Raw genomic sequence first — 12,716 nt, forward strand, 5'->3', positions numbered from 1 at the left:
TATTGACAGATGAGATTGACTCAAATTGGGAACGGTTGCCTCGCTTGCGCGTGAGATCGAACGCGGTCTTCGACAGATTCATCCTGGGCTGCGAAAAACGATCTTGAAGAAACTCCCGCCCACCATCGCCGCAGCGATTCAGACCCAGACGGCCAACACCGCCCAGTGGGCGGCGGTCCTGCCGATCGAGACCGAACGCGACGACATGCGCTTGCAGTGGATTGCCCGTCTGTTGGCCAATCCCTTATTGGACAGTCGAATGATCATGGAGCCGTTGGCGCGGCATCAGTTGGGCGAAGCCGCGCGCCACGGGCAGGTGGTGGTGTTGAGCATGGACCAAACCGACTTGGGCGATCGCTTTGCGATTCTGATGGTGAGTGTGCGCGTCGGGGATCGTGCCTTGCCGCTGTGCTGGACGGTGGAGGCCGGTGCGGCCAATCTGGGCTTCGAGGCGCAACGCGAGGTCCTGGACTGCGTGGCCGGTTGGTTGCCTGCGGGCGCGCCGGTGCTGCTGGCGGGCGATCGTTTTTATCCCTCGGTCGCGTTGTTTCAGTGGTTGCACGCCCAGGGTTGGGGGTATCGGTTGCGGTTGAAGGGCAATCATGTGGTCGATGTCGGGCGTGCGGACATCACCTGCACCGCCGATTTGGCCAAGGGCGTCTCGTTGGGTTTCGCGCCGGGGGCACGTTTGTTTCAGGACGGCGTCGAGACCAACATTGGCATCTGGCATGAAGCCGGGCATGAGGAGGCGTGGATCATTGCCATGGACTGCCAGCCCACGGCGGCTACGATCCGTGATTACGGCTTGCGCTGGAGCATTGAGCCGATGTTCTCGGATTTCAAAACACGTGGGTTCGGTCTGGAAGATACTCAGCTGCGCTACCCCGATCGCGTCGACCATTTGGTGTTGATCCTAAGCCTGGCGATGCATTGGTGCACCGACACCGGCCGTCGCGATGCCTTGGAATCACCGACGCCCCTGGAACAAAAGGCGGCTGAACAAACCGATCCCGACCACTGGATCTTTCGCAAGCTCGCCCGCTCTTGTCTCTCCTGGTTTCAACGGGGACTGAGAAAACTCCTGCGGCTCGCTGAACGTGGGCGCCCCTTGCCCTGCTTTGCGCCCTCTGGGTAAAACTGATAGGTGGTGAGGTGCTCCGGCTTCCGCCATTGTCTGGCGGCCCCGGATGGCAGAGAATGCGCCGACGAACGGCACGGCAAAGTGCGATCGACTCGACACTCCAGCCCTTCCCTTCTCGCTACCATTGCCGTCAACGAGAGGAACTCTGCCCTGATCGGCGTCGTCTCGGCCCGTGGAAGCATGGATCGAGACAGATTCTTGCGCGAGAGACCGTTGCGCGAGACATATAGCTGCGTGAGATAGACAGTTGCGCCGGAATACGGTTGCGCGAGCATACTGGAGGCTGCGTCAATGTTGAGCTTCGATGCACCCTCGTTACCTTCCCCATTGGCGATGCGGGAGTGTACGAGACCTCGCTTCGATGGCAATTTGGAGAAACTGAAGGACTGGGTCGTCGGACTCAAGTCGGCTGGCGTCAGGCAATCCGGCCCGGCGCTGCTGATGGCATTGGAGAATCTTCGCAAGGCAGAGCTCAGTGCCAACAGGCGCCTGTCCATCCTCGCGGCCCTCAAGGTTCCCATTCTCAAGACCTGCGCCGGCCTGCCCAAACCCTACTACGGCGATGGCGACGAGCATGATCGCCCCGGCGGCGTCACGCTTGAGCAGCGCCTGAACCGGCTGATGTTCGTCAACCTGATCCAGGCGATGCGCCAATTCGATCACGAGAATCCGCTCCCCAGCGCCCGCCAGCTGCGCAAGCGCCATTGGGCAGTCCGCAATGTCTTCCGCTTCGCCAACCGCCAGGTCCGCTACGCCGCGCTCTGGAAAACGTCCATGCCCGCTGGCACCTGGCGGGATCTGCACGAGCTCTACCTCGCGCTAACGGCGCGCACGCAGGGGAATGCCTGGAATCAAGACGCGCGTCTTACCTCGATCGGCGATTTCGACCCCATGGTCGAGTACAAGCTGCTGTTGCTGCTCGGCTTCGCGGCGAAGACCAAGGAATCCATCTTGCACAGCGAGTATTTCATGGAGGGTTTGGAAGCTTGGGCCGTGCAGACCAGGCTCGAGGATCCACACAAGATGCTCGGCAGGCTCAGGCTCATCCTGGTCGAGGTTGCGGAGGATGCACCACCACGACAGATCGAGGGCATCCTGGAAACCCCCTTCCGCGGCTGGGTACTACAGCCACCCTACCCCTATATCCATGAAATCGAAGATATCTTTGGTCGCGGCTCCTTCGCGGATCAGAGCCTCAGCCTGGCGATGTCCGCCTAGTCCGGCATGAAACTGCTCGCTATCGACACCTCGGGCGACGCCTGCTCGGCGGCACTCTGGATCGACGCCGACATCCAGCAGAGGATCGAGCACGCCCCACGCCGCCATGGCGAACTCATACTGACCATGATGCAGGGCCTGCTGACGGGCGCTGACCTGCGGCTGCGGGACCTGGATGCCCTCGCCTTCGGCAGAGGACCCGGCTCCTTCACCGGCGTGCGGATCGCCACCTCGGTCATCCAGGGGGCGGCCTTCGCGGCCGATCTGCCCGTCGTTCCCGTCTCCACACTCGCCGCCATGGCCCAAGGGCAATTCCGGCAAGAGGGGCAGCGGCGCCTGCTCACCGCGCTCGACGCCCGCATGGACGAGGTCTATTGGGGCTGTTACCTGGTCGGGGAAGACGATCTCGCCGCGCTTCAGGGCAAGGAATGCGTCTGCCCGCCCGAGCGCGTGCCTCCGCCGACCGGGGCCGAATGGACAGGCGCGGGACCGGGTTGGGACGCCTACGCGGATGCTCTCAAGGCGGTGTTGGGTGACGCCCTCTCTGAGACACGGCCCGCGGCACGCTGCGAGGCCAGGGATGTTGCAGCCATTGGCGCAGGCTTGCTGGCCAGGGGCGAGCAGGTGTCCGCCGCGAACGCGCTGCCCGTGTATCTGAGGGATCGCGTTACCTACGCCAAGTGACGAACTGCCACCGGAGCGCGGGCTCAAGCGCACCCGCTCAGCGGAAGACGGCGCGCTGGACCTCAGAGCCTCAGCTCGGCACAGACGCCTGCATCCACCACCGCCCGGAAGACAGCCCCAGGCTTCACATGAAATCCCCGTGAGAGCCGGATGAAGGTGCCCGCCTCGAACAAGGCCTCGGCCTCTGGCTCCACGGCGACGACGCCCTGGGTGTAGAGGCCCGTTGCCGAGCGGACATGCCCGACCCCCGAGGTCACCGGAGTAGCGACCGCCAGCGGCCCCAGCACACAGGCAGCGTCGGTGATCAACAGACGACTGTCGGTGATGCTGTAGTGACCCTCATCGTCCAGGGCCACGAAGCGCGCGCCCAGATAGGCGGGAAGATCGACCTGCAGGAACCAGGCGTTCCAACCGTCCTCTCTACCCGACTGACGGGTCGCAATCGCATAGAAGGTGAAAACGCCATCCCCTGGCGTGGTATCGCCATGCGTGCCGTCATCGAACAACACCTCATAGCCGACATCGCCGCCAGGCACGCCGCCGGGATAGGCAAGCGGCCCGCGCCCCATGCCCCAATCAGGCGACTCGCGACCCTCGATCAGCGGCAACATGATGACCCGGTCGATACTGGCCACGCCCTGATCGTCGCTCAGAACGACCTCCACACCAATGCGTGCATCCGGGTCATCGAGCAGGGATCGGGCGCTCCAACGGATCTGCGTGACACGCGGCGCGACAGAGGCGACAGCAGGCATCAGATCGACCCGGTAGAGTGAATCGGCATACGCCAGGAAGTAGTGCTGGGCGTCGGCCGTGAGATTGCTCACGGCCACGGCAGCGCTGGGAAGCCGAGCAGACCCCGTATCGCGTTGGCTGAGCTGTTGGAGATCGAACAGGTGCTCGAGATCGAAGAGGGTACGGTAGAGATAACCGCCCAGATCGCCCGACGGCCCGGAGACGAGAACGTAGCGACCATCGCGGCTCATGATCGGATCGAAGCCGCTGAAGCTCCTGTTCCAGGCAAGCGGAAGCTCGCTGCCGGATGCCATATCGACGACGGACAGGGTCACCGGATCGCCCGCGCGGTGGATATATTCATAGAGTGCGCGTCGGCCGTCCGCCGAGCAGAAACCACGCGGGTTCAGGTCACGCTCGACCCAGTTGTGTTGGAGACTGCCCAGTGGCTCGACCGGATGACCCGGTCCGCCGCGATAGAGCGCCCAATTGTCGCTTGCGCCCCAGGCATCATTCCAGGCGAAGAAGACATGATCGCTGGTCGCCGAGCTGCCAACCAGGTTGAGCAGATTCACGGCGCTGGTGGTGTTCGCACAGTCCGCGAGACTGCAGGGCAGATCGACGATGTCGAGATATTGCTGGCGCCCGGCGCCGAGATCCGCGAAGAACAGCCCCATGCGACGGCGCTGCAGCGTCTCGTCCCAGCCCGCGTCATAGGGCGTGAAATAGAGGCGTGCCCCCAGGTCATCGAGGGTCGCGGAGAGGTTGCGGAAGGGATTCTGGGTCGCATCCCCGACCTGACCGCTCGCGGTCTCGTAGACGAGCCAATGATGCTCCCCGGACTGGAGCTGAGCGCGCAGGACGACCAAGGAGGCGTCGTCATTGAGTCTGAGACTGCCCCAACCCCACCAGGTGCTGACGATATCCGGCGGATAGAGAAGGTCCGAGATCTCCTCGACCTGAGCACCTCGATCCGTGGCAAGAAAGATGCGATTCTTCGGCCCCGTGCCAGCCGAGCACCATTCGCAGAGCACGTTGAAGAGGACGTGCGATCCGTCGGCGTTCGACTGAACGCTCGCAAAGTCATGCTCATCGATCGCCGACCCGTCCCAGGCGACGTCGGCGCGGTCGAGGATCTTCACGAGATCCTCGCGAAACTCGATCGGCGAGGGATCGCCGGCAGCCTGAGCCAGATCGACGAGCCCAGCGCAGAGAACGGCGATCACGATCGAGGAGCGAAGGAAGGCGCGCCGCCGTGGATCTCCATCAGAGAGGACGCTCACGAGACACCTCCTGTCACCAGGATTCCGCTACATCAAGTGTAGTTGATGGCTCACCAGGGCGTCGCCAGCCTCAACGCGGAGCGGGTCTATCGGAACGCATGATCCCTGGTCGATTCGACATGCTCTTCGTGACGGCAGTGCCGCCGCAGACAGCTCAGGACATAGTGCAGGAGTGTCGCGCCAACTCCAAGGAAGACCGCGATGGCCACCGCAACGCGCGGCAGCGGCTCCACCATGGAGAGACCCAGGACCAGCCAGGTGATGAAGGCTATGATGCTGGTGATGGCGAAGATCATCACGAAAGGCCAGCGCGAACGGCTGCACTTTGGACAGAGATTCATACGTGGTCTCTTTTTCGGGCTCAGGGGCAGCCCATGGATGCCTTCTTCTAGCGGAAGGCGTTCGGGAGTGGTGACTTGTGCGAGGACGACGCAGCTTCGTCGAGCCGACCTCACACATCAGTGTAGCTTGATCTCTGACGCGAAGACCCTTCATTGACATCGATCAACCGCGCAGGGCGGGCGCCTCGCCGCGCCAACCCAAGGCGCATTGCGACACAGGCGACACCTCGGATCGAGCCATGACCCAGAGCATCGACACCCCACCCCGAGACCCCCGCGGCGGCGACGCCACGCTGGACGCTCGCCAGCACCTCCTCGCGTTACTGGGCGCGGGGCTGGCTGCGGTCGACGGACGCCGATCGACCCGGGAGGCACTGGAGGCTCGCCCGATTCAGGGTTCGACCTGGATCTGCGCGGTTGGCAAGGCGGCCGAGGCCATGGCCTTGGGTGCCTGGGATGCCTTGGGCGAGCGGCCGAGGGGTGGACTGGTCATCACCAAGGCCGGCCATGCGGACGAGCGCCGACTCGGCGCGCTCGGAATCGAGACGCTCATCGGCGGACACCCCATCCCGGACGAGGGCAGCCTGATCGCGGGGCAGAGGCTCCGCACGGCAATCGATCGGACGCCCCCGGAGACGACCCTGCTCATTCTGATCTCGGGCGGCGCTTCCAGCCTCTTGGAGTGCCCGGTCGAGGGCATCGGCCTCCCGGAGCTCGCGCGGCTGAACCAGTGGCTTCTCGCCAGCGGGCTGCCGATTGAGGATATGAATCGGGTCCGCAAGTCGGTGTCGCGGCTCAAGGCGGGCGGCCTCCTGCCTGTGATCGGGGCACGACCGGTGCGGGCGCTGGCGATCTCCGATGTCCCGGACGATCGCATCGCGGTCATCGGCTCCGGCCTCCTCGTCCCTGAGCCGGACCTGCACGACCGGGTGGGACCGCTCGCGCTTCCCGACTGGGCCGCCGCGTGGGTCTCACGCGGCTTGCGCACGCGTGGCACACTGCCACCCGTCGGACCCGAGATCGAACTGATCGCCACGCTCGCCAAGGCCAAGTCGGCCGTGGCCGTCGCGGCAAAGCGACGCGGGCTGAATGTCTGGCTGCATGAAGAGACGATCACGGGCGATGCGGCGGACCTTGGCCGAGCGCTCGCCCAAGCACTCATGGGGAGCGCGCCGGGGCTGCACATCTGGGGCGGCGAGACGACGCTGCGCCTGCCCGCCTCGCCCGGTCGTGGCGGGCGCAACCAGCACCTCGCGCTTGCGGCCGCGATCGAGATCGCCGGTCACGCGGATTGTCTGCTGCTCAGCCTCGGCACCGATGGCACCGATGGCCCGACGGAGGATGCAGGCGCCCTGGTCGACGGACACAGCCTTGAGCGCGCCCAACTCGCCGGATGCGATGCGAGCGCGCACTTGGCGCGCGCCGACGCCGGCACCCTCCTCGAAGCCAGCGGCGACCTCATCCGCACTGGGCCGACGGGAACCAATGTGATGGACCTCATCCTGGGATTGAAGACGTGAACAACTCGCCAACCGCACACCTGTTTTCCGCCGCCGCGCGCTGCCTGAGCGAAAGCGACCCCATCCGCAAGATGGCGCTGACCGATCAAGCGGCCGCCGATTGGCGGGCTGGACACCTCTCGCTCGACGCCGCCGACGCCGATCCCGTGACCGACACAGCCGGTCGCCCGGCAGGCCTGGAGCTCGTCCCGCCTCGCCAACTCCTGAGCCGCAAGCTCAGCACCCGCGAGGGACGCGCGGCCATGATCCACGCCGTCGCCCACATCGAATTCAACGCCATCAACCTGGCCTGGGACGCGGTCCAGCGCTTCCGCGACATGCCGGTCGCCTTCTACGCGGATTGGGTACAGATCGCCGCCGAGGAAGCCGAACACTTCGGCCTCATGTGCGAGCGACTGCGGGATCTCGGACACGACTACGGAGACTTCCCGGCACACAACGGCCTCTGGGAGATGGCCCAACGCACGGCGCACGACCCCTTGATTCGCATGGCCCTGGTGCCGCGCGTGCTGGAGGCGCGGGGCTTGGACGTCACACCGGGCATGATCGAGCGTTTCGCGTCCGCGGGCGATGCCGAGACCGCGAGCCGGCTGGGCGTCATCCTTCGCGAGGAGGTCGGCCACGTGGCCGCGGGCTCACGCTGGTTTCGCAGCCTCTGCCAAGCACGCGACGAGGAGCCGAGCAGCCACTATTTCGCACTACTCGACACCTACATGACAGGTGAGATCCGCTGCCCGCTGAACCTCGCCGACCGCCGCCGCGCCGGCTTCGACGCGGCCGAACTCGAAGGCCTGCAGCAGCGGTGTCAGCGATAGGGGTGTTGTCGGTTGTCGGGTTGTCGGTCACGTTATTCCGCGAATTTTTCTCGGAATAATCCCCTCTAGACCTGCCAGCGTCCGCCACCGCTGTTGCCGAGGCTTGTGAGCCACGACGATGCCTGTCTTGGGCCTTCGTTAGCCGGCGAACCGGCCGCCCGGCCTTGGAGTCTCTGCGACGGGATCACGCGGGAAGCGGGCAGATGGCCCTTGACGTTGACCGGCAAGAAAAGCTCGGAGAGCGGACGCTCAATGAGGTGGCTCAGTGAGCACGAACAGGGCTCCTGCCTGCAGGTTGATGGAAAGGACCGGAAAGTCGATCTCAAGTCAGGTCTTGGGGCAGTCGGGGTCCGAGAAATCGACCGAGGGAAGCTTCAGCTTCCGTCCAGCGCCGACGGCGTCGGTGACCAATTCCGCGGTTTCCTCGGCTCTTGTCTTGCGGGCTTGCTTGGCCATGGCTAGTCCCTGAGATCCACGAAAAGATTCTTGCCGCAAGCGCGGGCATATTTGCGCAAGGTGGCAACGGACGGCGAGTGCTTGCCCGTCGCCAGCGCCCGCTCCAAGCGCGCAACCGCGGGCGCGTGGGTCCCCATGCGCTCGGCGACCTGAGCCTGGGAAAGTCCCGCCTCGTGACGCGCCTTCAGTAACAGGTCGAGCAGGGCGAATTCCTCCCGCTCCAGGCGCTCGACCTCGGCTTGCACACCGGGACGCTGCATCAGCGTCTCGATCAGTTTATCGTGGGTCTGCATGGTGGATCTCCTTCATCCGCGCTTCGGCGAGACGCCGTTCGCGCACGGGTGTCTTGTTGGTCTTCTTCACAAAGCAGTGCAGCATCACGATTCGCTGTCCGACCTGCGTGCAGAAGAAGACACGCCCGATCCCATCGCCGCCTTTCAGGCGTAGCTCGAACAAACCGTTACCGAATGCCTTGGTATGTGGCTCGCCCAGATTCGGACCAAAATCCAGCATGCGCCGAGTCAGGACGATATAGCGTGCAGCCAAGGTGTCGGGCAACGCCGTGATCGCCGTCTGGACGGCCTCGCTGTAGTAGATGATGCTGTAGCTCACGCCGATAATGATAACAAATATGTTAGTGCTTTGCGCCGTAAAGGGTTTGCTGATCTCGATCTAGGGGAAGGCCACCTCCAACAGCGTGAGCCCGTCATGAGCCAGCGTCGGATAGCCGTCCTGGCTCTTCCACTTCTTGCGGCGAGGTTCCAGGGACAGGCTATGGAGCTCGAGACACGAGCCAACGTCCGCTATCTCGGCGACTGAGGACTCCAGCCGACGAAGCTCCCGTGTCCGGAATTGGGACGCAAGAGTCACTGGGCTGGCTCGCCTCAGTGACCGGATTGGGTCGATCCCGATGTTCTCGCTTACCTCTGAGGCGGTGTGGCAATGCTGGCAACATCGCCGGTGGCGAGGCGGGCGAATCTTAGAAATTCGCGACGAAATCGTTTTGGAAACAACAGCCGGGCATGGGATCGCCCGGCCAAAGAATCACGCGGCTAGGGAAGGTCGCTCAGTCAGAGATAGGTCAGCTGGTCCACACCGAAATGGACGGGCGTCAGACCAAGACGCGCGAAGCTGTCGTTCTCCGAGCAGACATTGCCTTCCATCAGCATCTGGATCTGATCGCGCGAGATGGGGAACCAGGCGAAGCGGTCGAAGACGGCAGCGGTCGCCTTGATGGCCATGGCGGGCGCCGGCAGCATCAGCTTGGTCTTACCTGAGGCGGCGGCAATGGTCGTGAGAATCGCCTTCCAGCTCAGCCGCTCGGGACCGCAGAGGCTGTAAGTCTGCGACTCGGTGCGCGGCTCGGTCAGCGCAAGCACGAAGGCGTCGGCCACATCGGACACGCTGACGGGTGCCAGCTCGAAGGCTCCGGCATTGGTCGGCAGGATCCCTTCGTAGAAGAGCGGCGCGGGGATGGGGCTGTCGATGATGTCTTTCTTGAGCTGGGAGCAAAACTCCATGCGGCCCTCCGAGTCACCGAAGACGACCGACGGCCTGAAGATGGTCCAGCGCAGCCCGGAAGCCTTGAGGGCCATCTCAGCCTGGTACTTGGTGCGCTGATAGGGGGTGCCATCCTCGCGGATACCGTTCGCGCTCATGAGCAGAAAGCGCTCCACACCCGTCGACTGCGCCGCCGCGATGGTATCGAGCACGCCCTGGTGCTGGAGCGCCTCGAAAGTCACTCCGCGCGCCGGGCTCTCCCGCAGGATGCCGATGAGGTAGATGACCGCATCCGCGCCGGTCAGACAGTTCTCGATGGCCGCTGGATCCGCGACCTCCCCGTGAACCAGCTCGCAGATGTCGGGAGCCGCAACCTTGTGCTCGCTCCCCGGTCTGACGAGGAGCCGCGGGACATGCCCAGCCGCCACCAAGTGGCGCGTGATGTGTGAGCCGACGAATCCAGTACCGCCAATGATCGCGACCTTCATGAGGGATCTCCTTAAGCGATGAGTACAGAGTCGGGGTAGAGTTTGGTGCCGAACGGCGTCAGTCAAGCCGCATCAAGGCACGAAGCTCGGTGACGGCATGCACGGCGGGATGGACGAGAGCGGGCGGGATTCAGCGGATCTCGAGGCGCGACGAGCGCAACCCGGACTTCAGCGACCTGCGGCTTGAGCGGCATGGGCAACCGGCTGGGATGCAGGGGTCAGGGCGAGGACGTTATGCCGACGCAGGCGCCGAACGTTGCGTCGAGCGGAGGCGAAGACCTCGGCGATGACTTCAGCAGGAATTTTGCGTGCGTCGCGAACCACGACCTGATGACCGGAGGCCAGCTTGGCGCTCAGCTCGCACCGAATTCTGTGGCCGTGAAGTTGATCGAATTCCTCCTGAACGGTGACCTGTGCATCCATGCGCTCGCCCGGGAAACGATCCGCGAGCTTCTTTGCTTCCGACTCGATCTGACGACGGATGTCGGCATCCAGCGCAAGCGTGTCGCCGCCTATCTTTAGGACCATATTTGATATTCTCCAAGCACCCGGTGAAGGCTCGTATTCTTTGCGCGCCGCGAGCACCGGGTGGAATCTGACGAGGGCTGATCGCCTCGATGAATTGACTTCGTCGCAGAGGTGTCTCTGGAAGCGGAGGGGGCGCAATGCGAGACGTGCGGCGGTGAACGGATCATGGCGCCCGAGCGACGGAAATGCAAGACCACCTGATCCTTCCCGTGCGGCGGTTGGCATTCCGGCGCATCGATCGGTGAAATTCAGTCTCATCCGCCTCTCAGCCATGACGCTCCACAGACAGACATCCGACGACATCAGGCGACGCGCCCAGAGGGCGGGGCCGCGGCCGCGCTGGGCGCTGCGCGGGCGCAAGCCCCGCTCGATCCATTGGTGCCCAAGCTGTCGATCCGCCAACACGGCGGCCATCCATCCCGGACGCGAGCCCGCGTGACCCATCGGCACGGTCTCGCCGAGTGGGGCGCGTTGCTCGCGCTGGCTGTCCTCTGGGGCTCGGCCTTTACCCTCACCAAGGTCGCGGTCCAGGGACTCCCGGCCGATCTCGTCGTCGCGGGCCGACTCTGCGTCGCCTGCCTGCTGCTGATCCCCACGGCACTGCTAGTGGCGCGGCGGCCCGTCGCCACGGTCAAGCTCTGGGGCTTCCTGATCCTGATCGCCATCTTCGGCTATGCCCTGCCCTTCTCGCTTGTCTCCTGGGGCCAGCGCTACATCGCTAGCGGGGTCGCGGGTATTCTGATGGCGGTCATGCCGCTCGCCACGCTAGGGCTCGCGCACGTCTTCATTCCAGGGGAGCGCATCACCCGCTATCGCGCCGGCGGATTCGCCTGCGGCTTTGCCGGCGTGGTGACGCTCATGGGACCCTCGGCCTGGCTCGAGCTGGTCAATGGCGACAACCAGCTGCTGCCGATGCTGGCCGTCCTGGGCGGGGCATTCAGCTATGCGGTCTCATCCATCCTCGCCCGGCTGCGACCCCAGAGTGACGCGCTCTTCACGTCCGCGGCGACCATCTCGCTCGCCACGCTGGTCATGGTCCCAACGGCCTTGAGCGACGCCCATCCGCCGGCGTTCTCGAGCGTTGCCGCGCCGCAGCTCATGGCCGTGGGCGCGCTCGGCGTCTTTTCGACCGCGCTCGCCGCCATCCTCTACTTCAAGCTGGTCAAGAGCGCGGGGCCGTCCTTCGTCGCCCAGCTGAACTACCTCATCCCGCTGTGGGCCGTGGGTAGCGGCATCCTCTTCCTCGGCGAGCGGCCCGAGCCGAACCACCTCTACGCCCTCGCCCTCATCCTGGGCGGCATCCTCGTCACCCAGCTGGAGCGGTTGCGGCAGCGCAGCGCCCAAAGGCCGCCGCCGCGAACGGATGGACGTCACTCGAAGAGGTCGCGGTAGGCCTTGGAGAACGCCTTGTAGGCATCCCACCCGTCCTTGTCCATGACCTGATCGATGACCCAGCGGTTCTCCTCCTTGTCGCCCATCAGGGTCTGGATCTCGTACCCCAGGTGGCGCAGAAAGGCGTAGCTGGGTCCGTCGTCGGCCAGCTGATACTCGGCATACTCGCCCGAACGCCCGTTGAGCAGGGCGATGAAGGGACTGCCGTAGTCGCCCGGACCGAGCAGATCCTGGCTGTTGTCCTGGACATGGGCGAAGACGTTCTTCGCCAGCTCGGTGATGAGCACCCGACGGTCCTGGTCGTCCAGATCGCCGTGGGAGAGCCGGTCGGCGACCTGGATGAGAAACACCAGGTATTCCTGGATCACGGCGAGACGCTGCGCGTCATCGCGATAGACGAAGCGCTGGCAATGCAGATTGATCGCCTTTTCCATCGCGATGCGCCAGGCGATGTACGCCAGGGCGCTGGCGATGTCCGGGAGCGATCGCTCCCGATCCTCATCCTTCCAATGGCTTTTGATTCGTAAGGCCACACTATCCTCCAAGCGGCGAGCAGCCGCGCGTCGTCGCTTCACCGCCTACGACCGCGCTGCTCGGGTTGAATACCAAAAAATC

Annotated in this window: 14 protein-coding genes; 6 read left to right on the forward strand and 8 right to left on the reverse strand. The window is 64.5% G+C overall.

Going from position 1 to position 12,716, the window contains the following annotated elements:
* Nucleotides 1-205: 205 nt before the first annotated feature.
* From CKO23_RS11635 to tsaB, 3 genes are all read left to right on the forward strand, one after another.
* On the forward strand, nt 206-1,135 hold the full coding sequence (locus tag CKO23_RS11635) for a transposase (protein WP_242482378.1): 930 nt from the start codon (nt 206-208) through the stop codon (nt 1,133-1,135).
* A gap of 375 nt (nt 1,136-1,510) precedes the next feature.
* A complete protein-coding gene (locus CKO23_RS11640) occupies nt 1,511-2,359 on the forward strand; it encodes a hypothetical protein (RefSeq protein ID WP_242482379.1) in 849 nt (282 codons plus the stop codon).
* A gap of 6 nt (nt 2,360-2,365) precedes the next feature.
* Nucleotides 2,366-3,043, forward strand: a complete 678-nt coding sequence (tsaB, locus tag CKO23_RS11645; RefSeq protein ID WP_200331254.1) for a tRNA (adenosine(37)-N6)-threonylcarbamoyltransferase complex dimerization subunit type 1 TsaB — start codon at nt 2,366-2,368, stop codon at nt 3,041-3,043.
* Between the two features lie 62 nt (nt 3,044-3,105).
* Here tsaB and CKO23_RS11650 read toward each other — a convergent pair whose 3' ends face one another.
* Both CKO23_RS11650 and CKO23_RS11655 read right to left on the reverse strand, forming a co-directional pair.
* Entirely contained in the window at nt 3,106-5,061 is a 1,956-nt protein-coding gene (locus tag CKO23_RS11650) for a choice-of-anchor X domain-containing protein (RefSeq protein WP_200331256.1), read from the reverse strand.
* 86 nt (nt 5,062-5,147) lie between these two features.
* Nucleotides 5,148-5,402: a hypothetical protein gene (locus tag CKO23_RS11655; protein ID WP_200331258.1), complete on the reverse strand. Its 255-nt coding sequence runs from the start codon at nt 5,400-5,402 to the stop codon at nt 5,148-5,150.
* 239 nt (nt 5,403-5,641) lie between these two features.
* Between CKO23_RS11655 and CKO23_RS11660 the strand changes: the two genes are divergently transcribed.
* Nucleotides 5,642-6,922: a glycerate kinase type-2 family protein gene (locus CKO23_RS11660; RefSeq protein ID WP_200331260.1), complete on the forward strand. Its 1,281-nt coding sequence runs from the start codon at nt 5,642-5,644 to the stop codon at nt 6,920-6,922.
* Nucleotides 6,919-7,737, forward strand: a complete 819-nt coding sequence (locus CKO23_RS11665; protein ID WP_346014600.1) for a ferritin-like domain-containing protein — start codon at nt 6,919-6,921, stop codon at nt 7,735-7,737. The genes CKO23_RS11660 and CKO23_RS11665 overlap by 4 nt, the downstream gene beginning before the upstream one ends.
* 327 nt (nt 7,738-8,064) lie before the next feature.
* Here CKO23_RS11665 and CKO23_RS26370 read toward each other — a convergent pair whose 3' ends face one another.
* From CKO23_RS26370 to CKO23_RS25620, 5 genes are all read right to left on the reverse strand, one after another.
* Nucleotides 8,065-8,193: a hypothetical protein gene (locus tag CKO23_RS26370; RefSeq protein WP_274600210.1), complete on the reverse strand. Its 129-nt coding sequence runs from the start codon at nt 8,191-8,193 to the stop codon at nt 8,065-8,067.
* Between the two features lie 2 nt (nt 8,194-8,195).
* Entirely contained in the window at nt 8,196-8,486 is a 291-nt protein-coding gene (locus CKO23_RS11670; protein WP_164655756.1) for a helix-turn-helix domain-containing protein, read from the reverse strand.
* Nucleotides 8,470-8,805 carry a type II toxin-antitoxin system RelE/ParE family toxin gene (locus tag CKO23_RS11675; protein WP_164655755.1) on the reverse strand — a complete coding sequence of 112 codons (336 nt, stop codon included), beginning with the start codon at nt 8,803-8,805 and terminating at the stop codon, nt 8,470-8,472. Before CKO23_RS11675 ends, CKO23_RS11670 begins: the two co-directional genes overlap by 17 nt.
* A gap of 458 nt (nt 8,806-9,263) precedes the next feature.
* Nucleotides 9,264-10,181: an NAD(P)H-binding protein gene (locus CKO23_RS11680; protein ID WP_200331262.1), complete on the reverse strand. Its 918-nt coding sequence runs from the start codon at nt 10,179-10,181 to the stop codon at nt 9,264-9,266.
* A 168-nt stretch (nt 10,182-10,349) separates the two neighbouring features.
* Entirely contained in the window at nt 10,350-10,967 is a 618-nt protein-coding gene (locus CKO23_RS25620) for an HPF/RaiA family ribosome-associated protein (protein WP_242482380.1), read from the reverse strand.
* A 177-nt stretch (nt 10,968-11,144) separates the two neighbouring features.
* On the opposite strand from CKO23_RS25620, the gene CKO23_RS11690 reads away from it, so the two are divergent.
* Complete coding sequence (locus CKO23_RS11690; protein ID WP_346014601.1) at nt 11,145-12,101, forward strand: DMT family transporter; 957 nt, start codon at nt 11,145-11,147, stop codon at nt 12,099-12,101.
* On the opposite strand, the gene CKO23_RS11695 is transcribed toward CKO23_RS11690, so the two are convergent.
* The gene (locus tag CKO23_RS11695) at nt 12,080-12,634 is read right to left on the reverse strand and encodes a hypothetical protein (protein ID WP_200331264.1); all 555 of its coding nucleotides are present in this window, start codon (nt 12,632-12,634) and stop codon (nt 12,080-12,082) included. The genes CKO23_RS11690 and CKO23_RS11695 overlap by 22 nt on opposite strands.
* Nucleotides 12,635-12,716: the final 82 nt, after the last annotated feature.

It is taken from the genome of Thiocystis violacea, from assembly GCF_016583565.1.
Taxonomy (GTDB): domain Bacteria; phylum Pseudomonadota; class Gammaproteobacteria; order Chromatiales; family Chromatiaceae; genus Thiorhodococcus; species Thiorhodococcus violaceus_A.